Origin of the sequence: Rhodanobacter ginsengisoli (assembly GCF_042657065.1) — a bacterium.
Lineage (GTDB): Bacteria > Pseudomonadota > Gammaproteobacteria > Xanthomonadales > Rhodanobacteraceae > Rhodanobacter > Rhodanobacter ginsengisoli.
On the sequence record NZ_JBHSNF010000001.1, the window covers coordinates 1,445,686 to 1,469,121 of the forward strand.

22 protein-coding genes are annotated in these 23,436 nt (G+C 68.1%); 5 read left to right on the forward strand and 17 right to left on the reverse strand.

The window, feature by feature from the left end:
- Positions 1–831: a ferritin-like domain-containing protein gene (locus tag ACFPPA_RS06610; RefSeq protein WP_377318472.1), complete on the forward strand. Its 831-nt coding sequence runs from the start codon at positions 1–3 to the stop codon at positions 829–831.
- A gap of 54 nt (positions 832–885) precedes the next feature.
- Here ACFPPA_RS06610 and ACFPPA_RS06615 read toward each other — a convergent pair whose 3' ends face one another.
- From ACFPPA_RS06615 to ACFPPA_RS06625, 3 genes are all read right to left on the reverse strand, one after another.
- Positions 886–2,289: an MBL fold metallo-hydrolase RNA specificity domain-containing protein gene (locus ACFPPA_RS06615; protein WP_377318474.1), complete on the reverse strand. Its 1,404-nt coding sequence runs from the start codon at positions 2,287–2,289 to the stop codon at positions 886–888.
- 103 nt (positions 2,290–2,392) lie between these two features.
- Positions 2,393–3,433 (reverse strand): L,D-transpeptidase family protein, encoded by a 1,041-nt coding sequence (locus tag ACFPPA_RS06620; protein ID WP_377319460.1) that lies wholly within the window; start codon positions 3,431–3,433, stop codon positions 2,393–2,395.
- Between the two features lie 83 nt (positions 3,434–3,516).
- Positions 3,517–4,308: a universal stress protein gene (locus tag ACFPPA_RS06625; RefSeq protein WP_377318476.1), complete on the reverse strand. Its 792-nt coding sequence runs from the start codon at positions 4,306–4,308 to the stop codon at positions 3,517–3,519.
- Positions 4,309–4,521: 213 nt separating this feature from the next.
- On the opposite strand from ACFPPA_RS06625, the gene ACFPPA_RS06630 reads away from it, so the two are divergent.
- The 3 genes from ACFPPA_RS06630 to ACFPPA_RS06640 are packed head-to-tail and all read left to right on the forward strand — an operon-like array spanning position 4,522 to position 8,033.
- The gene (locus ACFPPA_RS06630; protein ID WP_377318478.1) at positions 4,522–5,283 is read left to right on the forward strand and encodes a glucose 1-dehydrogenase; all 762 of its coding nucleotides are present in this window, start codon (positions 4,522–4,524) and stop codon (positions 5,281–5,283) included.
- A gap of 21 nt (positions 5,284–5,304) precedes the next feature.
- Positions 5,305–5,742 (forward strand): universal stress protein, encoded by a 438-nt coding sequence (locus tag ACFPPA_RS06635; RefSeq protein ID WP_377318480.1) that lies wholly within the window; start codon positions 5,305–5,307, stop codon positions 5,740–5,742.
- A complete protein-coding gene (locus ACFPPA_RS06640; protein ID WP_377318482.1) occupies positions 5,739–8,033 on the forward strand; it encodes a heavy metal translocating P-type ATPase in 2,295 nt (764 codons plus the stop codon). The genes ACFPPA_RS06635 and ACFPPA_RS06640 overlap by 4 nt, the downstream gene beginning before the upstream one ends.
- A gap of 27 nt (positions 8,034–8,060) precedes the next feature.
- Here ACFPPA_RS06640 and ACFPPA_RS06645 read toward each other — a convergent pair whose 3' ends face one another.
- Entirely contained in the window at positions 8,061–8,924 is an 864-nt protein-coding gene (locus ACFPPA_RS06645) for a universal stress protein (protein WP_377318484.1), read from the reverse strand.
- 61 nt (positions 8,925–8,985) lie between these two features.
- Positions 8,986–9,567 carry a GNAT family N-acetyltransferase gene (locus tag ACFPPA_RS06650; RefSeq protein ID WP_377318486.1) on the reverse strand — a complete coding sequence of 194 codons (582 nt, stop codon included), beginning with the start codon at positions 9,565–9,567 and terminating at the stop codon, positions 8,986–8,988.
- A 302-nt stretch (positions 9,568–9,869) separates the two neighbouring features.
- On the opposite strand from ACFPPA_RS06650, the gene hemN reads away from it, so the two are divergent.
- Positions 9,870–11,306 carry an oxygen-independent coproporphyrinogen III oxidase gene (gene hemN, locus ACFPPA_RS06655; RefSeq protein WP_377318488.1) on the forward strand — a complete coding sequence of 479 codons (1,437 nt, stop codon included), beginning with the start codon at positions 9,870–9,872 and terminating at the stop codon, positions 11,304–11,306.
- 55 nt (positions 11,307–11,361) lie between these two features.
- Here the strand turns inward: hemN and ACFPPA_RS06660 are convergent, their stop codons facing one another.
- The 12 genes from ACFPPA_RS06660 to ACFPPA_RS06715 all read right to left on the reverse strand — a co-directional run bounded on the left by ACFPPA_RS06660 (position 11,362) and on the right by ACFPPA_RS06715 (position 23,349).
- Positions 11,362–12,261 carry a F0F1 ATP synthase subunit gamma gene (locus ACFPPA_RS06660; protein ID WP_377318490.1) on the reverse strand — a complete coding sequence of 300 codons (900 nt, stop codon included), beginning with the start codon at positions 12,259–12,261 and terminating at the stop codon, positions 11,362–11,364.
- Entirely contained in the window at positions 12,254–13,852 is a 1,599-nt protein-coding gene (locus ACFPPA_RS06665; RefSeq protein ID WP_377318492.1) for an alternate F1F0 ATPase, F1 subunit alpha, read from the reverse strand. Before ACFPPA_RS06665 ends, ACFPPA_RS06660 begins: the two co-directional genes overlap by 8 nt.
- Positions 13,849–14,670, reverse strand: coding sequence for a F0F1 ATP synthase subunit delta (locus tag ACFPPA_RS06670; RefSeq protein WP_377318494.1), 822 nt, complete (start codon positions 14,668–14,670; stop codon positions 13,849–13,851). The genes ACFPPA_RS06665 and ACFPPA_RS06670 overlap by 4 nt, the downstream gene beginning before the upstream one ends.
- Positions 14,671–14,673: 3 nt before the next feature.
- Positions 14,674–14,955, reverse strand: a complete 282-nt coding sequence (locus ACFPPA_RS06675) for a F0F1 ATP synthase subunit C (RefSeq protein ID WP_377318496.1) — start codon at positions 14,953–14,955, stop codon at positions 14,674–14,676.
- A gap of 20 nt (positions 14,956–14,975) precedes the next feature.
- Positions 14,976–15,662 (reverse strand): F0F1 ATP synthase subunit A, encoded by a 687-nt coding sequence (locus ACFPPA_RS06680; RefSeq protein WP_377318498.1) that lies wholly within the window; start codon positions 15,660–15,662, stop codon positions 14,976–14,978.
- The gene (locus ACFPPA_RS06685) at positions 15,643–15,966 is read right to left on the reverse strand and encodes an N-ATPase subunit AtpR (protein WP_377318500.1); all 324 of its coding nucleotides are present in this window, start codon (positions 15,964–15,966) and stop codon (positions 15,643–15,645) included. Before ACFPPA_RS06685 ends, ACFPPA_RS06680 begins: the two co-directional genes overlap by 20 nt.
- The gene (locus ACFPPA_RS06690; RefSeq protein ID WP_377318502.1) at positions 15,959–16,300 is read right to left on the reverse strand and encodes an AtpZ/AtpI family protein; all 342 of its coding nucleotides are present in this window, start codon (positions 16,298–16,300) and stop codon (positions 15,959–15,961) included. The genes ACFPPA_RS06685 and ACFPPA_RS06690 overlap by 8 nt, the downstream gene beginning before the upstream one ends.
- A complete protein-coding gene (locus ACFPPA_RS06695) occupies positions 16,297–16,683 on the reverse strand; it encodes a F0F1 ATP synthase subunit epsilon (RefSeq protein ID WP_377318504.1) in 387 nt (128 codons plus the stop codon). Before ACFPPA_RS06695 ends, ACFPPA_RS06690 begins: the two co-directional genes overlap by 4 nt.
- On the reverse strand, positions 16,673–18,142 hold the full coding sequence (gene atpD / locus ACFPPA_RS06700) for a F0F1 ATP synthase subunit beta (protein WP_377318506.1): 1,470 nt from the start codon (positions 18,140–18,142) through the stop codon (positions 16,673–16,675). The genes ACFPPA_RS06695 and atpD overlap by 11 nt, the downstream gene beginning before the upstream one ends.
- Positions 18,139–20,571: a phosphoketolase family protein gene (locus ACFPPA_RS06705; protein WP_377318508.1), complete on the reverse strand. Its 2,433-nt coding sequence runs from the start codon at positions 20,569–20,571 to the stop codon at positions 18,139–18,141. Before ACFPPA_RS06705 ends, atpD begins: the two co-directional genes overlap by 4 nt.
- A gap of 136 nt (positions 20,572–20,707) precedes the next feature.
- Entirely contained in the window at positions 20,708–21,910 is a 1,203-nt protein-coding gene (locus ACFPPA_RS06710) for an acetate/propionate family kinase (RefSeq protein ID WP_377318510.1), read from the reverse strand.
- Between the two features lie 2 nt (positions 21,911–21,912).
- Entirely contained in the window at positions 21,913–23,349 is a 1,437-nt protein-coding gene (locus tag ACFPPA_RS06715; RefSeq protein WP_377318512.1) for a bifunctional enoyl-CoA hydratase/phosphate acetyltransferase, read from the reverse strand.
- Positions 23,350–23,436 lie beyond the last annotated feature (87 nt).

Below are 23,436 nucleotides of genomic sequence, written 5' to 3' on the forward strand. Positions count from 1 at the left end.
ATGGATCTCCACGCCGCCGCCAAGCGTTGCCTCGATGCCACCGATCCGGCCGAAAAACTGCGCCTGACCCAGCTCACCTGGCAGGCCTTCGTGGCCGGCGAACTGCATCCCGATCCGGCGTCGCCGCCACCCGAGCCGATCGGTTCGCCCGGCCGTCCGGCGAGGCCGCGACTGGTCAACGCGCGACAGGTGCCGCAGCGCGGACTCGGCAGCGCCGAAGGTCGCGCCGCGCTGGTGCATGCGGTGGCGCACATCGAATTCAACGCGATCAACCTGGCCTGGGACGCGGTGTATCGCTATCGCGGCAAGCCGGCGGCGTACTACCGTGACTGGGCCAGCTGTGCCAACGACGAGGCGCGCCATTTCGCGCTGCTGTCCGGGCGACTGGCCGAGCTCGGTCATGCCTATGGCGACTTCGATGCCCACGACGGCCTGTGGGCGATGGCCGAGAAGACCGCGCATCACGACACCGCGCGCATGGCGCTGGTGCCGCGCGTGCTGGAAGCGCGAGGACTGGACGTGACCCCCGGCATGATCGATCGCCTGCGCCAGCTCGGCGACACCGGCACGGTGGCGATCCTCGAGGTGATCCTGCGCGAGGAGGTCGCCCACGTCGCGGCCGGCACGCGCTGGTACCGGCATTGCTGCGAACGCGACGGCGTCGAACCGGTCGAGACGTTCTTCGCGATGTTGCGCGACTACATGGGGGTCAGCCTGCGCGGGCCGTTCAATCGACCGGCCCGGCTGCAGGCGGGTTTCGTGCAGGAGGAACTGGATCGCCTGACCGTGCTGGCGCTGGAAGGCGCCTCGCCGCGCAGCGTCGCCCGCTGAGCCGGAGGCGATTCCGGCTCCGGCCGGATCCGAGGCGGCGTCGAGGGCAGCGATTCAGTCGATCAGGATGGGTTCGTGCATGCCGGGCATGCCCGTGGCGATGCCCAGTCCCTCCAGGCGCTCGGCCATCGCCGTCATGCCGGACTCGTATTCGCCATGCACGAGCAGCACCTTTCGCCGCGGCGATGTGCCCAGCCACTTCAGCAGTGCCGCCTGATCGGCGTGGGCGGAGAAGCCGTTGATGGTCCATATCTGGGCGCGCACCCGGATCTCTTCATTGAAGATCCGCACGCTCTGCGCGCCGTCGACAATGCGCCGGGCCAGCGTTCCGGCTGCCGCATAGCCGACGAACACGATGCTGCTCTTCTCCCGCCACAGGTTGTGCTTGAGGTGGTGGCGCACGCGTCCGCCGGTGCACATGCCGGAACCGGCCAGGATCACCGCGCCACTCTCGATGTTGTTGATCGCCATCGAGTCGCCGGTCTCGCGCGAGAAATGCAGACTCGGCATGGCGAACGGGTCGCCATGGTTCAGTTGCTCGATGAAGCCGGCGTCGAAACATTCGGGGTGCCGGCGGAAGATCTCGGTGGCGGAAATCGCCATCGGCGAATCCAGGAACACCGAAATGCGTGCCGGTATCGCACCGTCGAGGATGCCGCGATGCAGGTAGTAGAGGACCTCCTGCGCGCGCTCCAGCGCGAAGGTGGGAATGATCACGTTGCCGCCGCGCGCCACGGTCTCCCGCACGGCGCGGTGCAGCTCGTCGACCGAGTCGGGCAGTGACCGGTGCGGCCGGTTGCCGTACGTGGTTTCCATCACCACGTAGTCGGCCGGCGGGGCGGGCACGGGATCGCGCAGGATCGGTCGTCCCGGGTTGCCCTGGTCGCCGGAGAACACCATGTCGCGCTGCTGCTGGCCGTCATCGAGCCGCAGCAGGATCGAGGCGGAACCGAGGATGTGCCCCGCGTCGAGGAAGCGCGCCTGGATGCCGTCGACCACCGGCACCAGCTCGTCATAAGCGACCGGCTCGGCAAAGTAGTCCATCGCATGGAGCGCATCGTCCAGCGTATACAGCGGCACGAAGTCGGGTTCGTCGCGGCGCCGGCCGCGACGCTGGTTGCGCATGGCCTCCTCCTCCTGCAGGCCGGCGGCATCGAGCATCACCACCCGCGCCAGGTCCCGGGTGGCGGCGGTGGTCAGGATGCGCCCGCGGAAGCCATCGTGCACCAGCTTCGGAATCCGTCCGCAATGATCCAGGTGCGCGTGGGTCAGCAGCAGCACGTCGATGCTGGCCGGATCGAATCCGAACGGTTCGTAGTTCGCCTGCTCCTGTTCGCGTCCGCCCTGGAACATGCCGCAGTCGATCAATACACGGCGGTCGTTGCAGGTGACCAGGTGGCAGGAGCCGGTGACCTGTTTGGCCGCGCCGTGGCAGCTGTAGACGATCTTCGAGTTCATGCCGAAGCATCCTGTGTGATGGTCATGGGTGGGGAGTGCCGCGCGTTGCCGGGGCCTTCCGGCAGCGCGCCCGCATCGGTTCCGGAGAGCGGCAGGCCTGCTCTCATGGCGCGTCTGTCGCGGTCGGTCGATCCGACACCAGCAGCGACGCATAAGGGCGAAGCGCATCGCCGCCCTGGCCCGGCAGATCGGTGACCAGCACGGTGGTGCCGGGGACCAGGGCCTGCTGGATCCCCTGGCCGAACGCCTCCGGCAGCTTCAGCTGTTTCGCCATCTGCGCCGGTTCGGGCACCGGTCCGCTGCCAAGGATCCGGTAGGCCGACCATTGATGCAGCGGCCGCACGGCGGTTTCCCGGGACGAGGGGGCAGTGCGGTCCTCCCCCATCACGTACAGCAGCGTGCCGTGGAAGCCATATTCCTGTGCGTCCGGCGCGACCCGCAGCGGCGAACTGGCGCTCAACTTGCCGTCGCGCAGCACATAGGCCATGCGATCGTGGGTGCTGATGATGATGCTGAGCGGCGCGCCGCCGGCCTCGACCGGCAGGGGGATATCCGTTTCGCCCTGGCGTACGGGAACGGCCGGCTGGCCGGCGAGATCGATCGGCGCCAGCGCGGCGGGGTGGACGATCGCTGCCGGTGACACCCGTGCATCCGCGATCACCACCACGCCGCCACGCCGGGTCGCCTGGAAAAGCTTCTCGGCGAAGGTCGGCGGCAACCTGATGCAGCCGTGCGAGGCCGGATGCCCGGGCAGGTTGCCGCCGTGCATCGCCACGCCATCCCAGGTCAGGCGCTGCATGTAGGGCATCGGCGCGTCGTCGTAGAGATTGGAGCGGTGTTCGCGCTCCTTCTGCAGGATCGTGTAGACCCCGGTCGGCGTTTCGTAGCCCGGACGGCCGGAACTGATCGGGCTGACCCCGATGGCCACGCCGTTGCGATAGACGTAGATGTACTGCTCGTCGAGGCTGACCACCATGACCATCGGGCCGCTCGGCGCAATTTCCGGATGCCAGAAGTAGGCATGGCCGGCAGGCTTCGTGGCCGGCGCCGACGCGGCCTTGCGGGCCAGCGCGGAGGCCGCGGGCAAGATCAGGCTGACGATGAGCACCGAGCAGACCGCGGCGAGGCGCCCGACGAGACCGATCGCTGCGCGAGGGCTTTTCCGCTGAAGCGGCGAGGGCCGGCGCATGGCTGCAGACGTTGCCGGATCCTCCGCAACGGTCATGCTCAGTGGGCCATGAACAGCGGCAGTGTTGCGTGTTCCAGCAGCCATCGCGTGGCGCCTCCCAGAACGAGTTCGCGTATCCGCGAGCGGCCCCACGCGCCGACGACCAGCAATTCGGCGTGGAGGGCTTTTGCCCTTTCCTGCAGGTTCTGGCCGGCATCGGGCTCACCCTCGAAGGTCTCCCACTGGGCGTCGACCTGGTGCCGGCGCAGCCATTCGCGCAGCGGCAGCGGAGGCATGCTGATGCCCGGCAGCCCGGGGCGTTCGCCGTCCAGGACATGCACCGCCAGGGCCTGCTGCAGCAGCGGCAGCGCCGCCTTCACCGCGTGCGCGGCCGTGCCGGAACCGTTCCAGGCGATCACCACGCGTTCCGCGCGCAATCCCCCCTGCCAGCCATCGGGTACCAGCAACATCGGTGAGGACGAGGCGAACAGCGCGCGGGTGATCTCGTCGAATCCGGCCGGCGCATCCGGCTCGCGAATGTGCAGTTGGCCGATCACGAAATCGGCCAGCCGCGAGCGTTTGGCCAGCGCATCGACGTGGACACCTGGCCGAACCTCCCACTCACCGGCGACGCCCGCTTCGCGGCACAGTTCCAGCCACCAGTCGCGGCGCGCTTGCGCGCGGCTTTCCAGCAGCACGGGATCGTCGCAGGTCTCGACCAGCGACGCATCGGCGCGCACCAGCTGCAGGCCGGTCAGGAATGCCTGGTGCCGGTGCGCCAGCGCCAGCGCGCCGCGCAGCCACGGCGCATCGGCCTCGGTGGGTCCGATATTCACGATGAGGTCAAGCACGGCCATGCTCCGGTTTGCTCCGTCGATGACATCGTGCGACAGACGTCGCCGGGATCAATTGACCAAGGTCAATCCAGGCCGATGGCATCGTGTCGGCGGGCGTTGCAGCGGCCGGGATCGCTGCAGCGAGGCGGTATTCACTTGATCCTGATCAACACCGCCCCGTACGGTCGGGTGCATGCTGCCGGGCAGAACCCCGCGGAAGGAAATCGGATGGGCAGGCTCGATGGCAAGGTGGCACTGGTGACCGGTGGTGCCGTGGGTATTGGCGCTGCGTGCGTGGCCCGGCTGGCCGAGGCCGGGGCACGGGTCGCGATAGTGGATCTGGATGACGAGGCGGGTCGGCAGCTGGCCGGGCACATCGGTGGGCAGGCGCGATTCTTTCATGCCGACGTGGCGGTGGAAGCCGAAGTGGCTGCCGCGATCGCCGCGACCATGGCGGCTTTCGGACGGCTGGACGTCCTCGTCAACAATGCGGGTATCGCCGGTGCGAACAAGCCGACCCACGAACTGACCGAGGCCGAATGGGATCGGGTGCAGGCGGTCAACGTGAAAGGCGTGTTCTTCTGCACCAAGCACGCCATTGCGCCGCTGCGCGCGGCCGGAGGCGGCAGCATCATCAACCTGTCCTCGATCTACGGGCTGGTCGGCGCACCCGACGTGCCGCCGTATCACGCCTCCAAGGGTGCGGTGCGGCTGATGAGCAAGACCGATGCACTGCTTTATGCGGCAGACCGGATCCGGGTGAACTCGATCCATCCCGGCTTCATCTGGACACCGATGGTGGAGCAACACCTCGCCTCGCTCGGCGGCGATCCGCAGCAGCATCGGCGCGAGGTCGATGCGCTGCACCCGCTCGGCCACATGGGCGAGGCCGACGACATCGCCTGGGGCGTGGTGTACCTCGCTTCCGATGAAGCGAAATTCCTGACCGGCAGCGAACTGGTCATCGATGGCGGCTACAGCTGCCGCTGATCCCTTCCACGGAGTGACGTCATGTTCAAACACATCCTGTTGCCGATCGATGGTTCCGAACTGTCCCTGCGCGCGGTCGATACCGGTCTCGCGCTGGCTGCACGGCTGGGCTCGCGCGTCTACGCCTTTCACGTGGTGCCGCCGTTCCCGGCGCTGACCTACATGGTCGACATCATCCAGGCGAACCAGGAGTTCTATGTGCAGGAGGCGGTGGCGCGCGCCGAGGGTTACCTGAAGGAGGTCGAGCAGCGCGCCAGCGCGGCCGGTGTCCCGTGCGAGAGCGGCCATGAGACGAACAACCGTCCGTACACCGCGATCGTGGCCGCCGCAACGCAGCACCAGTGCGATCTCATCGTGATGGCATCGCACGGTTGGCACGGCATCGATCGCCTGCTGCTGGGCAGCGAGACGCACAAGGTCATCGTCAACTGCGACGTGCCGGTACTGGTCTGCCATTGAACGTATTGCAGCGCTGGATGAACCGGGGGCTGCTCGCCGTCACGCTGGCGGCGCTGCTGGCCGGAGCCGGGTTGCGCTGGTTCGATCAGGCTGGCGCCGCCGGCATCGTGTGGAGTGCCAGTGCGCTGCTGCTGGCGGTGCTGCTGCTGGTCGAGATCGTCATCCGGTTGCGCCGCCGCGAACTGGGCGTGGACCTGATCGCGTTCCTGGCCATCGCGGGCGCGCTGCTGCTTTCCCAGGCCCTGGTGGCGGCGGTGATCGCCTTGATGCTGGCCGGGGGGCGGGCACTGGAGGAGTACACCACGCAGCGGGCCGAACGCGAGCTGCGGCAGCTGCTGGATCGTGCCCCTCGTTCGGCCTGGCGCTATCGCGGCGACGTGCTGGAGCAGGTTCCGGTGGAAAGCGTGGTGCCGGGCGATCGCCTGCTGGTGCGCATGGGCGAGGTGGTGCCGGTCGACGGCGTCCTGCTCGACACCATGGCGACGCTGGACGAATCCGCACTCACCGGGGAATCGCTTCCGCTGCGCCGCCAGGCGGGGGAGGAGGTGCTCAGCGGCGTGGTCAATGCCGGTGCGCCGTTCGACATGACGGCGAGCCAGCCGGCGGCGCAGAGTACCTATGCAGGCATCGTGCGGATGGTCGAGGCGGCACGGCAATCGCGGGCGCCCTTCGTGCGACTGGCCGATCGCTATGCGTTGGCGCTGATTCCGCTGACCCTGCTGGTGGCGGGGGCCGCGTGGCTGTTCAGTGGCGACCCGGTCCGCGCGCTGGCGGTGCTGGTGGTGGCCACGCCGTGCCCGCTGATCCTGGCGGTGCCGGTGGCGATCGTGGCCGGCGTGTCGCGCTGCGCGCACCGCGGCATCCTGGTCAAGAATGGCGCCACGCTGGAGGCGTTGGCGCGCGCACGGGTACTGTTCTTTGACAAGACCGGCACGCTCACCGCCGGACGGATCAGCGTGCTGGCGGTGGAGAGCGCCGGCGGGCAGTCTCCGGTGCAGTTGCTGAAACTCGCGGCCTCGCTGGCGCAGGCCTCGCCGCACGTGGTGGCGCAGGCGGTCGTGCAGGCTGCGCGCGCGCAGGGGCTGGCGCTGGAAGCCCCGCGCGAGGTGAACGAGGTGCCCGGCGCGGGGCTCAGCGGCATGATCGGTGACCACGCGGTGATGCTGGGCGGGCACCACTATGTGGCTGCCGCGACGCCCGCCGTGGCATGGACCGCGGCCTTGCTGCGGCGCATGGCCTACGAGGACGTCAGCGGAAGTTTCATCGCGGTCGACGGCGCGATGGCCGGCGCGGTGCTGTTCGCCGACCGGCTGCGGCTGGAATCGCCGCGCGCGTTGCGGCTGCTGCGCCAGGCCGGGATCAGGCGCATCGTGATGCTCACCGGCGATCGCAGCGAAGTGGCCGAGGCGGTCGGTCTCGCTGCCGGTGTGGACGAGGTGCGCGCCGAACTCACGCCCGCCGACAAGCTGGCCGCGATCCGGCAGGGGGCCGCCCACGGCACCACCCTGATGGTCGGCGACGGCATCAACGATGCTCCCGCACTGGCTGCTGCGGACGTCGGCATCGCACTGGGGGCGCACGGCGCCACTGCCTCGTCCGAGGCGGCGGGCGTGGTCGTTCTGGTCGACCGGCTCGATCGCGTGGCCGAAGCCGTGCAGATCGCCTCGCGCACGCGCCGGATAGCGCTGCAGGGCGTGCTTGCCGGCATGGGCCTGTCGCTGCTGGCGATGCTGCTGGCAGCGATGGGCCTGTTGCCGCCGCTGGTCGGTGCGGTGGTGCAGGAGGCGATCGACGTGGCGGTGATTTTCAACGCCTTGCGTGCGCTGGGCGCGGGGCATCGTCATCGTGCGGCGCGCACGCTGGACACCGAGCAGGTCGACCGTCTGCGTCAGGATCACGCCGGACTGTCACCGCTGCTGGAGCGCGTGCATGCTGCGGCGGAGGGCATCGTCGGCCATGCGCCGGTGGTGGCGCGCCGGGAGCTGGCCGGGCTGGTCGAGCTGCTCAATCGCGAGTTGATCCCGCACGAGCAGGCAGACGAGGGCGAGCTGTATCCGCAACTGGCCGAACGCCTGCATGGCGAGGACCCGCTGGCCGCGATGAGCCATACCCATCGCGAGATCTTTCGCCTGACCCGGCTGCTCACGCGCATGAGCGAGGATATTCCGCTCGACGATTCGGTGGCCGCGTCGATGGTCGAGATCCAGCGCGTGCTGCAACGACTGGATACGGTGCTGAGCCTGCACTTTTCCCAGGAGGAGGAGCTTTACCACAATCTCGACAGTCGCTGAATGGACTGCCGAGCGTGCAACGCCACCCTAGTGCTGCATCAGCACGGGTATCTCGGCATGCAGCAGCATGTGCCGGGTGGCGCCACCCAGCACCCGCTCGCGCAGCCGCGAATGACTGTAGGCACCGACCACCAGCAGGTTGGCGTGCATGCCCTGGGCCTCCTTCAACAGCGTCGCCCCGGCCAGGTGAGGGGGAACCTGGATCTGCCGCGAGCGGACCATGACGTTGTGGCGCAGGAGATAATTCAGCGGATCGAAGCGAGGGACCTTTTCCTCCGCATCATCCGCGCCTGGCGGAGTCCCATCGATCAGCAGCACCTCCTTCGCCGCCTGCAGGAATGGCAACGCGGAATGGATCGCGCGGACGGCCTCGATGCCGCCGTTCCAGCCGATGGCCACCCGATCCAGCAGCAGTTGTTCGTCGTCCCGGCCCGGTGGCAACAGCAGGCAGGGAATGCGACTGGTCAGCATCGCTTCGCCGAGGATGTCGAACAGGTGGGCGCCTTCCACCATGTCCCGCTCCAGCACGGCCAGGTCGTGCCACGCGCCCAGTCGCCGAAGCGTGGGCGCCAGACCGGCATGGGTGACCGTCCACACCGCCTCGCGCACGCCCAGCCGATGGGCATGGGATGCGAAGGCGGCGCGTTCGCCGCCGTCGTCGCCGCGTGGCTGCAGCAGCAGGCCCAGCGCGCTGGGCTCGAGATCCGCGCCGCCGACCTGACGCAGCGAAGGCTCGATGTAACAGCTGGTGAGGTTGCTGGCCCAGCGGGCCGCCAGCGCGATGGCGGCGGTCACGGCCGGGCTCCACGGGTCGCTCGAGGTCGCCATGGCCAGGATGTCGCGGGGTCGCGCAAGCAGCGGCTGCACGCCTGTCTTGTCGTCGGTCGTCATGAGATGGAGCTTTCCTGCAGGTGTGGACATGGCGTTGCACCTTGCGTCGGGGAAGTCCGGTTCACAGATCGAGGGTATGCACAACCTGGGTGGCATCCTCCGGGTCGCGCTTGCAGTGGAAGCCGAGGTAGCTGGCCAGTTCGTGCATGGGTTCGTTGTCGGCGGCATCGAGCGAGATCAGCTGCCGATAACCGTTCTTGCGTGCCTGATCGATCAGATGCCGCATCAACAGGACGCCAAGGCCGCGCTTCTGCCAGTCGTCGGCCACGGTCACCGCACACTCGCACTGCTTGTCCTTGCCGGTGGCGCTGTAGCGGCTGATGCCGACTTCGCGCAGCTCGCCGTTGTCATGCGCCAGGGCGATGAAGGCCTCCTGCTGCTGATGGTCGACCTGCATCAACTGGTCGACCAGGGCAGGGCTTGCTTCCTTGAAGGTGTCCATGAAGCGATGGCGACGAGACTGCGGTGAAAGGCGTCCGATGAACGCCTCCTCCCGCGCACGGTCGTCCTCGCGCAGCGGGCGGATCAGCACCGGGACTCCATCGTTGAGCGATTCGATCCAGTGCGTGCCTTCCAGCATGCCGAACGGCGCGGCGGCGGAAGCGTCCCGGTCGGCCGGGGTGTGGTGGGTGTCGGTTGGCATAACGTCATCTCCCATGGAGTGGGTGTCGCGCGACCGCCACCGTGGCGAACAGGCGCGCATGGATCGCAAGAAGCCTTGCATGCAATATTCTTACGCCCGATCGGGGGAGCTCGGCTTGACCTCAATCAATTCGGCGGGATGCCATGCAAGGCGCCTCGCAGGCGAGCCGGTGGCGCCGCGACGGGGGGGGGGCGGACCGCGGCGGGCGGGTGGGCAACCCGTATCGGATGTTTCGCCGTTTCCCGGTCCCGGCTTGATTTCAGTCAAGACGAGCGAGTGACCGGCCCGATAGATTTTGTCGCATGAGCCAGGGTTTCCACGCCTACGAGTTCGATCCGGCGTTGATCGCCCGCTACGGCGCGGCCGAGCGCCATGCCGACTGTTCGACGGCGTTGCCGTTCCATGCGGATTTCGACGAAGCCGCCTTGCGCGCGGCGATCCGTGATTCCAACGAGGAGCCGATTCCACGCCCGCTGTCGGTGCAGGTGTCGGTGCCGTTCTGCCTGACTCCGTGCTTCTACTGCGACAGCGGCTGCGAGCGCCTGACCGCCGATGCGACGGAAGCCGATCGCTACCTCGAGCGTCTGTATCGCGAGATCGGGCTGATCGCGCCGCTGTTCGATCGTGACCGGTCGGTGCGTGAGCTGCAATTTGGCGGTGGCACGTCGAACTTCCTCGACATCGCCCGGATGCGCGAGCTGATGGAATCGCTGGCGCGGCATTTCAGCTTCAGTCATGAGGCGAGCCGGGATTACGGCATCGAGATCGATCCACGCTTCGCCGACGCGGCTTATGTACGCGCGCTCGGCGAGCTGGGCTTCAACCGGGTCTCGGTCGGCGTCCATGACTTCGACCCGCAGGTGCAGCAGGCGATCGGCCGGATCCAGAGCCTGGAGCGGACCCGCGAGGTGATCGAGGCCGCGCGCACCGCGCACTTTCGCTCGATCGGCGTCGACCTGATCTACGGCATGCCGAAGCAGGGGCTGGACCGTCTTTCCCACACCCTGGCACATGTCGTCGCGCTGGCGCCGGATCGCATCACCGTCTGCGGCTATGCGCACGTGCCGCAGATGTTCACGCCACAGCGGCAGGTCGACGTGGCCGACCTGCCTGACAGCGCGACCCGGCTGGCCCTGCTGGGACACGTACTGGAGCAGCTGTCGGGGGCAGGCTATGTCTACCTGGGCATGAACCAATTCGTCCGCGTGGACGACGAGCTGGCAGTGGCACAGCGTGCAGGCAGGTTGCGGTGCAACTTCCGCGATTACTCGACCCAGGGCGAGTGCGACACCGTCGGCCTGGGCCTCGGCGCGATCAGCCGGGTCGGTGACTGCTACAGCCAGAACGCGCGCGACCTGATCGGCTATTACGCAGCGCTGGATGCGGGCCGGCTGCCGGTGGCGCGTGGCCTGATGGTGGGCGAGGACGACCTGATCCGGCGCGAATTGGTCGGCACGCTGATGTGCCGCGGCGAGCTCGACAAGCAGGCGTTCGGCAGGCGCCACCAGTTGCTGTTCGACAAGTACTTCGCGCGTGAACGGCAGCGGCTGCGGCCGCTGCTCGCCGACGGCCTGGTGCAGGAGGATGCGTGCCGGCTGCGGGTGACCGCGCGGGGACGCCTGCTGCTGCACGCCATCGCCCGGTGTTTCGACGCCCATGCGCGCGAGGTGGCGCATATCCCGAGCACCCCGCGGCCACGCCGCTCCGACCCGTGCAATATCGACCCTCGGACGAGGTGAGCTGCTTTGCCGGTGTGCGGTCACACGCGGTGGCGAGCGATGCCGGGTGCGCCGCTCAGGGCTGGCGCCGCGGTCCGGTCAGCGCCTCGAACCCGCTGACCACGTCGAACAGTTCCTCGTCGATGCCGTTCTGGCGCAGGCGATGGAAGCTCCCATTGAGCCTCTCCAGCAATTCGTCGATGTTCCGGTCGGCGCGCTGCATCGCGGCCAGGCGGCTCGCGTTCTCGCTGGCGAGGGACTCGGCGCAGGCCCGGAAAATCGAGACGAACAGGTATTCGCGAATCAGCGCCCGCAACGTGTCGGTGCCGTTGCCGATGACCTCCGGCAGGTTCCCGCTCGGCCAGAGCTGTGCGGCCAGCTGGCGGCGCCACTTTTCGTCCAGCGGCAGCAGGCGTTGCGTCACCGGCGCAAAGCCCGAGCCGGTCAGCGGTCGGTTGTAGCAGAGGTGGAGCTCCGTCGCATGCTGCTGGCCGGCCGACTGTCCGTTCTCCAGCAGGATCTGCCAGACCAGCGGCGTGATGGCGTTGACCGAGTTCGGTACGCCGAACAGTCCCGCCGGCGGCAGGCCCGCATCGGTCAGGCGTGCGTGGATGCGCTCGCCAACCGCCCACACCACCGGCTTGCCGGTGAGCTTCGCCACGCTGGCGAGCGCATGTTCGACCACGATTTCGTTGAACTGCCCCACCAGCCCCTGATCGGAGCCGAACACGACCAGGCCGACCGCACGCGCATCGGCCGCGCGAACGTCGTCGCCGATTCCGGCTGCCCGGCCGGCGCCACGGAAGCACACGCCCAGCCCCAGCTCGACCGTGCGGTAGTAGTCGGCCAGTGCCAGCACGGACTGTTCGTACTGGCCAATGTTCGAGGCGGCCAGCGCCTTCATGGTACGCACGACGGCCTGCAGGTCGGCTGCACTGCCGAGCTTGCGGCGCAGGCTGGCGATCGAATCACTCATGGCCCGGGTCCGGGTTCGCCGCTGTCGCCTGCGCGGCCGTCTCCGTCGGCTCGGTCCCGGGCGCCGGGGGCAGGTCGGCAAGGGCCTGGCGGGCCAGCTCGAGGATGGCGTCGCGATCGTGATCGCTCAGGGGCTGGCTGGTTTCGAAGCCGGCACGGACCGCGGCCGGGATGTTCGAGGCGGCTTCCTGCAGGGCCTGCTCGGCCCTTGCCATCTGCGCGAGCGGCACCGGGTCGAAGAGTCCGTTCGACAACGCCAGCAGGATCGCCATCTGTGCCGGCACGGAGACCGGACCGAGTTCCGGCTGCTTCAGGCATGCGCGGATGCGCTGCCCGTGTTCGATGATGGCGCGGGTGTCTTCATCCAGGCGGGTGCCGAAGCGGGCAAAGGTCTCGAGCTCCTCGAACTGGGCATAGGCCAGCTTGAGGTCGCCGGTCACCGCGCGATACGACGGCCGCTGCGCCTTGCTGCCGACGCGCGAGACGGATCTGCCGACATCGATCGCGGGCAGCACCCCCAACTCGAACAGCGAGGGCGAGAGATAGATCTGCCCGTCGGTGATCGAGATCAGGTTGGTCGGGATGTAGGCGGAGATGTCCTGGGCTTCCGTCTCGATGATCGGCAGCGCGGTCAGCGAACCGTTGCCGCGTTCCGCGCGCAGATGGGTGGCCCGTTCGAGCAGGCGCGAATGGATGTAGAAGATGTCGCCGGGGAAGGCCTCGCGGCCGGGTGGGCGGCGCAGCAGCAGCGAGAGCTCGCGATAGGCGCGCGCATGCTGGGTGAGATCGTCGTAGACGATCAGCACGTCGCGGCCGGCCAGCATGAAGTGTTCCGCGATGCTGGTCGCGGCGTAGGGCGTGATGTAGAGCAGTCCGGGAGCGTCGTTTCCCTCGGCGACCACCACCACGGTATAGGCCATCGCGTCGTGCTCGCGCAGGTTGGCCACGACTTTGGCGACCGCCGAGGCGCGCTGGCCGATGGCGCAGTAGATGCACAGCACGTTCTGTCCGCGCTGGTTCAGGATGGTGTCGATCGCGATGGAGGTCTTGCCGGTCTGGCGGTCGCCCACGATCAACTCGCGCTGACCGCGTCCGATCGGGATGAGTGCGTCGACGACTTTCAGTCCCGACTGCAATGGCACGCTGACCGGTGCGCGATCCATGATCGCTGCGGCGGGACGTTCGATCGGCAGGCGCTCGTGGCCCGGCACCGGGCCGCGACCGTCGAGCGGCCGGCCGAGCGGGTCGATGACACGGCCGAGCAGCCCGTCGCCGACCAGCACGTCCATCACCCGCCCGGTGCGCCTGACTTCGTCGCCGGCGTGCAGGGCGGCATGGTCGCCCAGCAACACCACGCCGATCTCGTCGTCGTCCAGGTTGAACGCGATGCCGGACACCCCGCCGGGGAATTGCAGCAGTTCCTCGTAGCCCGCGCCGGGCAGGCCGGAGACCCGGGCGATGCCGGTGCCGACCTGGGTGATCACGCCGACCTCCTGCGGGGTCAGCCGCGGCGTGAATTCCTCGCGTGCCTGGCGGATGCCGGCGAACGCGCTGTCGTAGATGCCTTGCAGGTTGTCGGCAGACGTGTTCATGGGGATCCTGTCGCGGGCGTGGATTCGCCGGGCGCGGCGGGCTCCCCGGTGCCGGGCGGCTGGCCGCTCTCCAGCAGCCCGGCCACGGCGTCCTGCAGCGAGGCGAGATAGGCATCGATGCTCCAGGCCACGCGCTGCCCGTTCACGCGCAGTTCGATCCCGCCGACCAGGTCGGCCGCGGTCTCGAACTGGACGGCCATGTCGGTGGCGAACGTTTCGCGGAATGCCTGCTCGATCGCCGCGCGTTGCGCCGGCGGCAATTCGAATGCGCTGCGTACCAGCGCCGGTCCGGTGGCGCTGGCGATGGCCGCGGCGAGGCTGGTTCTGGCGGCCCCGTCCATCGTGCGCAGCCGGCGCACGAACTCCGTGCTGGCAGCGGCCTCGAGCGTGGTCGAGGCCAGATCGGCCAGCGTTTTCCGGGCGATGGAAAACACCTCCTGGCTCGTGCGGCGACTGATCTCCCGACCGAGGTTTTCCGCATCGCGCCTCATCGTCTGCTGTCGTTTCGCATCGAGCAGGTCGGCCGCCTTGCGCGCTTCCTCGAGCAGCCGCTGGCGCTCGGCGTTCGCCTCGCCCGTGGCCTTGTCCAGCAACGCGGCCCGCTGCCGGTCGAATTCGTCGTTGCGCCGCTGGAACTCGTCGCGCTGCCTGCCCGCTTCGGCGCGCTTGGCCTCGGCATCCGCCAGTTCCTTCGCGATCCGCTTCTCGCGCGCGTCGATCGCATTGAGGATCGGCTTGTACAGGAAGCGCTTCATCAACCACACCAGGATGAGGAAGTTGAGCAGTTGCGCACCGACGGTGAACCAATCGATGAGCATGGCCTACTTTCCCGCCACCTGGGCGATGACGTGGTTCCAGAACGGATTGGCGAACAGCAGGATCATCGAAACCACGAAGCAGTAGATCGCGATCGATTCGATCATCGCCAGGCCCACGAACAGGGTGCGGGTGATCGTCGCCGCGCTGTCCGGCTGCTGCGCCAGCGAACTCAGGGCGGTGGCGACGGCACGCCCTTCGCCGAGCGCGGGTCCGATGCTTCCCAGTGCGATGGTGAGGCCGGCCGTGACGATCGAGGCGATGGCGATGATGGTCATGTTGTCCATGAGCTTGTTCCCGGGTGGTGTCACTGCGGTTTCGGTATCGCCGTGCGCGTGCGCGTGGCGGCGGCGATGTAGACGGCGGCGAGGATGCTGAAGATGTAGGCCTGCACCATGCCGGTCAGCAGGCCGAGCACGGTCATGAAGACGGGGAAGATGAACGGCGTGATGGTGAGCAGGATGCCGATGATCATCACCCCGCTCATCATGTTGCCGAACAGGCGCACGGCCAGCGCCAGCGTTCGCGAAAGTTCGCTGATGATGTTGAACGGCAACATGATGATGGTCGGTTCGGCATACGACTTCAGGTAGCCGGCGAGGCCCTGGTCCCGGATGCCGAAGGCAGGCACCGCCACGAACACGCACAGGGCGAGCGCCGCGGTGGTCGAGAGCGAGCCGGTGGGCGGCTCGTAGCCCGGAATCATCGTGCACAGGCTGGCCAGCGCAATGAACAGGAACAGCGTGCCGAGAAAGGCCAGGTAGCGGCCGGGCTGGGCCAGGCCGACATCCTGGATCTGCCTGTTGATGGCGCCGACCACCACTTCCAGCACGTTCTGCCAGCGGGAGCGCTGCAGATCGCGGGAAAGCCTGCGCGTGACGAGTTTCGAGCCGACCACCAGCACCAGCATCAGTGCCCAGGTGAACACGATGGTGCCGTTGAGTTTCAGCCAGCCGTACTGCCAGAAGATCATTTCATCGGGACTGAGGTGCATGAGCGGCCTCCTCGGGGGATTCGCTGCGCGGTGGCGCGGGTTCCCGTGTCAGCCGGGTGACCGCCAGGCGGGCCATGGCGAAGCCGAGCAGGCACAGCAGCAGCCGTTGCCAGTGACCGCCGGCGACGAAATACATGCCGGTCAGGGCGATCGCCATGCGCAGCAACAGGCTGCCGAATACCCACAGCGCCGGCTGCCCGGAGGCAACGAGCTTGCGCACCGTCCACCACAGGCCGCCATAAAATATCGTGCCCAGCGCGGCGCCCGCCACCCACGCCAGCAGCCACGTCAGCAGGTCATTCATCGTCGTCCTCCGCGTCGTCGTGCATGGCCTTGTCTTCCTTGACGATCCAGCGCCATGCGTTGAAGCAGCCGATGGCCAGCCCGGCCACCATCAGTGCGAGCGTCCAGGCGTGTCTGCCCGCGTGGTATTTGTCCAGCCACAGGCCCAGGGCGGCGCCGACCAGCGTGGGCACCGCCACCGACCAGCCGATCAGTCCCATCATGCCGAGACCGAACCAGACGTTCGCGCTGCCCCGGCGCCGGGCCCTGAGTTTGCGCCGTGCCTGCGCGTCCACCTGTTCGGCCAGCGCGGGTCCGGGTTTCGGAGCCTGGTCGGGAGGCTTGCGGGCGGTCATGACGACAGCCTCGCGTAGCGGCGCAGGAAACCCGCCTCCAGCTTCGCCATCACCTGGCGCACGTCCTGTTCGCGCTCGTCCACGCGCCGGAACTCCTGCTCGATGGCGGCGCGCAGCTGACCCAGGTCCGCTCCGCCCAGGGCGCGCCTTACCGAGACGAACACGTTCGCGCCGGTCTTGACCAGCACGCCTTCGTCGACGGCCACGAAGACCTCGCCATCGGCGGGCGTTTCATAGAGCAGGATCCCCGGCGTCAGCGATGCCACGCAATCCAGGCGATGCGGCAGCAGACCGAACGAGCCCGCGCTCGTCTGCGCGACGATGCGCGAGACATCGGTCTTGCGGGCGAAGACCTTGAACGGCAGCAGGATCTCAAGGTTCATCGGCGGCGGCCTCCGGCACGGGTCGAGGTTGCGGCACGGGCGCGGCCGGTGCGCGGGACGGAGTCGCCTTCAGCTTGTCCTTCGCCTTGTCGATCGCGCCGATCATGTACAGCGTGCTTTCGGGAAAGTCCTTGAACTCGTCGTGCAGGATCCGCTCGCAGCCATCCAGCGCATCCTCCAGGCTGACCAGCCGGCCCTTCATGCCGGTGAACTGTTCGGTGGTGAAGAACGGCTGGGTGAGGAAGCGCTCGAGCCGGCGCGCGCGCGCGACCACCTTGCGATCCTCCGGCGAGAGCTGCTCCAGGCCGAGCATGGAGATGATGTCCTTGAGTTCGTCGTACTGCGCCAGCGTGTGCCGGATCTGCTGCGCGAGGGCGTAGTGCCGTTCACCGACAATGCCCGGCGTGGCCATCTTGGAGTTCGACTGCAGCGGATCGATGGCCGGGTAGAGGCCTTCGCTGGCGCGGGAGCGCGAGAGCACGATGGACGCCGATAGATGCGAGAACGTGTGGACCGCCGCCGGGTCGGTGAAATCGTCCGCCGGCACATAGACCGCCTGGATCGAGGTGATGGCGCCGGCCTCGGTGTTGGCGATGCGCTCCTCCAGCCCCGACAGCTCGGTGCCCATGGTCGGCTGGTAGCCCAGCCGCGAAGGCATCTGTCCCATCAGGCCGGACACTTCGGAGCCGGCCTGGATGAAGCGGAAGATGTTGTCGATCAGCAGCAGCACGTCGCGATGCTCGTCGTCGCGGAAATACTCGGCCATGGTCAGCGCCGCGTGGCCGACCCGGAAGCGGCTGCCGGGCGGCTCGTTCATCTGGCCGAAGATCATCACCATGCTCTCCAGCACGCCGGCCTGCTGCATCTCGTGGTACAGCTCCTCGCCCTCGCGGCAACGCTCGCCGATGCCGCAGAAGATGCTGACGCCCTCGTGGTGGCCGATCATGTTGTGGATCATCTCGGTCAGCAGGACGGTCTTGCCGACGCCGGCGCCACCGAAAAGCCCGGCCTTGCCGCCGCGCTCCAGCGGCACCAGCACGTCGATGGCCTTGATCCCGGTCTGGAAGATCTCGGATCGGGTCGAGCGCTGCACCAGTGGCGGTGGCGCCCGGTGCACCGAACGCCATTGCACGTCGGTCGGTGCCGGCATCCGGTCGATGGCCTGGCCGAACACGTCGAACATCCGTGACAGGATGCCCTTGCCGACCGGCGCCTTCAGCGGGCCGCCGCTGTCCGCGACGACGTCGCCGCGGGCGAGACCCTGGGTGGAGGTCAACGCGATGCAGCGCACGCGCTGGGCATCCTGCTGCGCCAGCACCTCGAGCACGATCTGCTGCTGTGCACCGGCACGCAGCAGCGAATGCACCGGTGGCAGGCGTTGCCCGAAAGCCACGTCCACCACGCTGCCTCGCACCGAGGCGACGACGCCCGTGTTCGGCTTGTCGTCACGACCGCTCATGGCTGCTTCCGACTCCCGTCCGACTGGCCCCAGCGCCAGTGGCGGACTTCCGGCAGATCCTCGCCGTGGCAGTCGATGTACTGCTTGTGTTCGATCAGCTTGTCGCGCAACTTCTGCTTAAGGTACATGCCGCGGTCGCCGGTCTGCGGCAGCCGGTCGATCGCATCCATCACCAGGTGGAAGCGGTCCAGCTCGTTCAGCACGGTCATGTCGAACGGGGTGGTGACGGTGCCTTCCTCCTTGTAGCCGCGCACATGGATGTTGTCGTGGTTGGTGCGTCGGTAGGTCAGCCGGTGAATCAGCCACGGGTAGGCATGGAAGGCGAAGACCACCGGCCTGTCGCGGGTGAACAACGTGTCGAAGTCGACGTCGCCGAGGCCGTGCGGATGCTCGCTGGACGGCTGCAGGCGCATCAGGTCGACCACGTTGACCACGCGGATCTTCAGCTCGGGCAGGTGTTCGCGCAGGATCGACACCGCCGCCAGCGTCTCCAGCGTGGGCACGTCGCCGCAGCAGGCCATCACCAGGTCCGGCGCGTCCGCTTCCTGATCGTTGCTGGCCCACGGCCAGATGCCGATGCCCTCGCTGCAGTGCTTCACGGCCGCGTCCATCGACAGCCACTGTGGTGCCGGATGCTTGCCCGCGATCACCACGTTGACGTAATGCCGGCTACGCAGGCAGTGATCCATCACCGACAGCAGGCAGTTCGCATCCGGCGGCAGGTAGACCCGCACCACCGACGCCTTCTTGTTCACCACGTGGTCGATGAAGCCGGGATCCTGGTGGGTGAAGCCGTTGTGGTCCTGCCGCCACACGTGCGAGGCCAGCAGGTAGTTCAGCGAGGCGATCCGGCGCCGCCACGGCAGGCCCGCGGTGACCTTCAGCCACTTGGCATGCTGGTTGAACATCGAGTCGACGATGTGGATGAACGCCTCGTAGCAGTTGAACAGGCCGTGGCGCCCGGTCAGCAGGTAGCCCTCCAGCCAGCCCTCGCACTGGTGCTCGCTGAGCATCTCCATCACCCGGCCGCTGGGCGCGAGGAACTCGTCGGTCGGCTCGGTGGCGGCGTCCCACTGCCGCTGGGTGACATCGAACAGCGCCTCCAGTCCGTTGGAAAGCGTCTCGTCCGGCCCGAACACGCGGAAGTTGCGCTGTTCGTCGTTGAGTTTCGCCACGTCGCGCAGGAATGGCCCCAGCACATGGGTGTCACCGATGCCGCGCACGCCGGGTTCGGGTACGTCGCAGGCGTAGTCGCGGAAGTCCGGCAGGCGCAGGTCGCGCAGCAGGATGCCGCCGTTGGCATGCGGATTGGCACCCATCCGGCGCGCGCCCACCGGCGCCAGTTCGGCCAGTTCCGGCAGCAGTCGGCCGTTCGCGTCGAACAGTTCCTGCGGGCGGTAGCTCTTCAGCCAGTCTTCCAGTTGCCGCAGGTGTTCGGGCGGCGAGGTGGCCGACACCTTGATCGGGATCTGATGCGCGCGGAAGGTGCCCTCGACGGGCAGGCCATCGACGAACTTCGGCCCGGTCCAGCCCTTGGGCGACTTCAGCACGATCATCGGCCAGCGCGGGCGGGTGCGCTCGCCGCGCTCGCGGGCATCGCGCTGGAATGCCCGGATCTGTTCCACCGCGGTGTCCAGCGCGGTCGCCATCGCCTCGTGCATCAGCGCCGGCTCATGCCCCTCGACGAAGATCGGCGACCAGCCGTAGCCGCGCAGCAGCTGCTCCAGCTCCTCGTGGCTGATGCGGGCAAGCACGGTGGGGTTGGCGATCTTGTAGCCGTTCAGATGCAGGATCGGCAGCACCGCACCGTCGCTGGCCGCATCGAGGAACTTGTTGGAATGCCAGGCCGTGGCCAGTGGGCCGGTTTCCGCCTCGCCGTCGCCGACCACGCAGGCGACGATCAGCTGCGGATTGTCGAACACCGCACCGAACGAGTGGCTCAGCGAATAGCCCAGCTCGCCGCCCTCGTGGATCGAGCCGGGGCATTCCGGCGAAGCGTGGCTGGGGATGCCGCCGGGAAACGAGAACTGCAGGAACAGCTTCCGCAGGCCTTCCTCGTCCTGGCTGATCTCCGGATAGATCTCGCTGTAGGTACCCTCCAGGTAGGTGTTGCCGACCACCGCCGGGCCGCCGTGCCCGGGTCCGGAGACGTAGATCATGTCCAGGTCGTACTTGCGGATGACCCGGTTCAGATGCACGTAGATGAAGTTTTGCCCGGGCGTGGTGCCCCAGTGCCCCAGCAGCATGTGCTTCACGTCGGCGAGCGTCAGCGGACGCTTCAGCAGCGGGTTGTCGAACAGGTAGAGCTGGCCCACCGCCAGGTAGTTGGCGGCGCGCCAGTAGGCATCCATTCGCTGCAGCAGGTCGGGCGTGAGTGTGCGGGTTGTCATCGGCGGGTTCTCCTGATGCCTGACATGAACCGGGATCACGACGTGGCGATCGGGGTCGCCGAGCCCGACCGGTGGGTGTGCGGTGGGCTGTCGTCGGACGTCCTTCGCCCTTCGAAGTAGCGGTTCGATCCGCCGGCCCGTCGCGCAACTGCACTGGCGCGATGCATCGCCACGATCACCCCGCCGATGCCAACGCGGGGTGAAGCAGGTTCACCGTGTGCGTGGCGATCATCGATTCCTCGTCGGTGGCGATGACGCGCACCTGCACGGCGCTGTCCGGCGTGCTGATCAGCGCGGCATTGCCGGCGTTGGCGGCGAGGTCGCAGCTGACGCCCAGCCACCCCAGTCGCGCGCACACGGCCGCCCGGATCGGTGGCGCGTGTTCGCCGATGCCGGCGGAAAACACCAGCCCGTCGAGACCGCCCAGGCTGGAAGTGAGCGCGCCGATCTCCCGCGCGATGCGGAACACGAACAAGTCGATCGCTTCCCGCGCGTGCACGTCGTCGCTGTCCAGCAGCGTGCGCATGTCGTTGCTGATCCCTGAAACCCCGAGCAGGCCGCTGTCGTGGTACAGCAGGTGCTCTACCGCCGCGGCGTCGAGTCCGTGCACCTGCTGCAGGTAGAGCACGACACCGGGATCAAGGTTGCCGCAGCGCGTGCCCATCACCAGTCCGTCCAGCGTGGTGAAGCCCATGGTGACGTCGATGCTGCGGCCATCATGGATCGCGCACAGGCTGGCACCATTGCCCAGGTGCGCCGCGATGACACGCCCGGACGCCAGCGCCGGGTCCTGCTCGCGCAGGCGACCGGCGATGTACTCGAAGGACAGGCCGTGGAAACCGTAGCGGCGCACGCCCTCGGCCGCGTAGCGGCGCGGCAGGGCCAGCCGGGTCACGGTCGGCGCCAGGCCGTGATGGAACGCCGTGTCGAAGCAGGCCACCTGGGGCAGTCCGGGGCGCAGGCGTGCGACCGCGGCCACCGCCGCGAGGTTGTGCGGCTGGTGCAGTGGCGCCAGTGGCGTCAGCCTGGACAGCGCCGCGATCACGTCGGGCGTCAGGCGCACCGGCCGATCGTAGGTCTCGCCGCCATGGACCACCCGGTGGCCCACCGCCATCAGCGACTCCGCGCCGAGGTGACGGGTGATCCACTCGAGCAGCGGGCTCAGCAGGGCCTCGTGGTCGAGCGATGCGCCCGCCGGCCAGCGGTGTTCGGCCAGGATCGCGCCCCCGCCATCGGTGGCGACGAAATGGGGCGCGCCGCCGATGTCCTCGATCTGGCCGTGCGAGAGGCGCCGCGCCGTCGCGTCCGCTGTCACTTCATAAACCGCGAACTTGATGCTGGACGAACCCGCATTCAGGGTGAGGACGGCTTCGGGCATGCTCAGGCCTCCACCGCCACCAACGGCTGGGGGCGGGACGCGCGCGAGCGCACCACCAGCACCGCCACGGCGCAGGAGGCGACCCGGGTTCGTGGCGAATCGGCGCGACTGGTGAGGATGATCGGCACCTGGGCGCCCATCACGATGCCGGCGGCGTCGGCCCCGGCCAGGAACGTCAGCTGCTTGGCCAGCATGTTGCCGGATTCCAGGTCGGGTACCACCAGGATGTCGGCCAGACCCGCCACCGGCGAGACGATGCCTTTCTCGCGCGCCGCCTCCGGGCTGACCGCGTTGTCGAAAGCGAGCGGCCCGTCGACGATGCCCCCGCTGATCTGGCCGCGTTCGGCCATCTTGCACAGCGCGGCGGCATCCACTGTCGAGGGGATCGCCGGGTTGACCGTTTCCACCGCGGAGAGCACCGCGACGCGCGGGATCTTCATGCCCATGATGAGGGCCAGGTCGATCGCGTTCTGGATGATGTCGCGCTTGTCGGCCAGCGAGGGCGCGATGTTGATCGCCGCGTCGGTGACCAGCAGCGGCCGCGCATAACCGGGTACGTCCATCAGGTAGACATGGCTGAGCCGACGTTCGGTGCGCAAGCCGGTATCGGCGGCGACCACGGCATGCATCAGTTCATCGGTGTGCAGCGAGCCCTTCATCAGCAGCCGCGCTTCGCCATTGCGCACCAGGGCTACCGCCCGCGCGGCGGCGGCATGGCTGTGCGGGGTGTCGACGAGCCGGTAGCCGCTGATGTCGAGCCCCGCCTGTTGCGCGGCAGCCTGGATCTTCGCGGCGGGGCCGACCAGGATGGGCACGATCAGCCCGGCCCGGGCGGCGTCGATCGCTGCACCGAGCGACACGTCATCGCAGGGATGCACGATGGCGGTGGCGATGGATGAGCCGAAGGCCGCCCGCGCCATCAGTTCGCGGAAGCGGTCGTGGTTGCCCAGGCGCACTTCCGGCAGTTCGATCCGCGGGCGGCGGACTTTCTCGACCGGGGCCTGCACCTCGGCGGTGCCGAGGATCACGTCCTCGCCGCGCTGGTTGATGCAGCGGCAGTCGAAGACGATGCGATGGGTATCGGCGAATTTCTCCCTGGCGGTGACGCTGACCGTGACGGTGTCGCCCAGTCCAATGGGCAGGTTGAAATGAAGATCCTGGGACAGGTAGATCGTGCCCGGCCCGGGCAGCTCGGTGCCCAGCACGGTGGAGACCAGTGCGCCGCCCCACATGCCGTGCGCAATCACCCGATGGAACAGGTCGGTGCGCGCGTACGCCGGATCCATGTGCGCCGGGCTGACGTCGCCGGACATCGCCGCGAACAGCTCGATGTCCCGCTGCGCCAGCGTGCGCACCAGGCTGGCGTGATCGCCTACCTCGATTTCGTCGAAGGTGCGGTTCTCGATGAATCCAGCGGTGTCGGTCGGACGTGCATTCATGGCGGGGACTCTTCCAATGCTCAAGGACGTGACTGGCGCGGCGCCTGCCAGCGGGGTGGGGCATACAGCAGTCGGCCATCGACGGTC

Excerpts from the sequence above, each read along its gene's own strand:
- ACFPPA_RS06610 (WP_377318472.1), top strand. The coding sequence starts at position 1 with ATGGATCTCCACGCCGCCGCCAAGCGTTGCCTCGATGCCACCGATCCG.
- ACFPPA_RS06615 (WP_377318474.1), bottom strand. The coding sequence starts at position 2,289 with ATGAACTCGAAGATCGTCTACAGCTGCCACGGCGCGGCCAAACAGGTC.
- ACFPPA_RS06630 (WP_377318478.1), top strand. The coding sequence starts at position 4,522 with ATGGGCAGGCTCGATGGCAAGGTGGCACTGGTGACCGGTGGTGCCGTG.
- ACFPPA_RS06635 (WP_377318480.1), top strand. The coding sequence starts at position 5,305 with ATGTTCAAACACATCCTGTTGCCGATCGATGGTTCCGAACTGTCCCTG.
- ACFPPA_RS06645 (WP_377318484.1), bottom strand. The coding sequence starts at position 8,924 with ATGACGACCGACGACAAGACAGGCGTGCAGCCGCTGCTTGCGCGACCC.
- ACFPPA_RS06650 (WP_377318486.1), bottom strand. The coding sequence starts at position 9,567 with ATGCCAACCGACACCCACCACACCCCGGCCGACCGGGACGCTTCCGCC.
- hemN (WP_377318488.1), top strand. The coding sequence starts at position 9,870 with ATGAGCCAGGGTTTCCACGCCTACGAGTTCGATCCGGCGTTGATCGCC.
- ACFPPA_RS06660 (WP_377318490.1), bottom strand. The coding sequence starts at position 12,261 with ATGAGTGATTCGATCGCCAGCCTGCGCCGCAAGCTCGGCAGTGCAGCC.
- ACFPPA_RS06665 (WP_377318492.1), bottom strand. The coding sequence starts at position 13,852 with ATGAACACGTCTGCCGACAACCTGCAAGGCATCTACGACAGCGCGTTC.
- ACFPPA_RS06670 (WP_377318494.1), bottom strand. The coding sequence starts at position 14,670 with ATGCTCATCGATTGGTTCACCGTCGGTGCGCAACTGCTCAACTTCCTC.
- ACFPPA_RS06675 (WP_377318496.1), bottom strand. The coding sequence starts at position 14,955 with ATGGACAACATGACCATCATCGCCATCGCCTCGATCGTCACGGCCGGC.
- ACFPPA_RS06680 (WP_377318498.1), bottom strand. The coding sequence starts at position 15,662 with ATGCACCTCAGTCCCGATGAAATGATCTTCTGGCAGTACGGCTGGCTG.
- ACFPPA_RS06685 (WP_377318500.1), bottom strand. The coding sequence starts at position 15,966 with ATGAATGACCTGCTGACGTGGCTGCTGGCGTGGGTGGCGGGCGCCGCG.
- ACFPPA_RS06690 (WP_377318502.1), bottom strand. The coding sequence starts at position 16,300 with ATGACCGCCCGCAAGCCTCCCGACCAGGCTCCGAAACCCGGACCCGCG.
- ACFPPA_RS06695 (WP_377318504.1), bottom strand. The coding sequence starts at position 16,683 with ATGAACCTTGAGATCCTGCTGCCGTTCAAGGTCTTCGCCCGCAAGACC.
- atpD (WP_377318506.1), bottom strand. The coding sequence starts at position 18,142 with ATGAGCGGTCGTGACGACAAGCCGAACACGGGCGTCGTCGCCTCGGTG.
- ACFPPA_RS06710 (WP_377318510.1), bottom strand. The coding sequence starts at position 21,910 with ATGCCCGAAGCCGTCCTCACCCTGAATGCGGGTTCGTCCAGCATCAAG.
- ACFPPA_RS06715 (WP_377318512.1), bottom strand. The coding sequence starts at position 23,349 with ATGAATGCACGTCCGACCGACACCGCTGGATTCATCGAGAACCGCACC.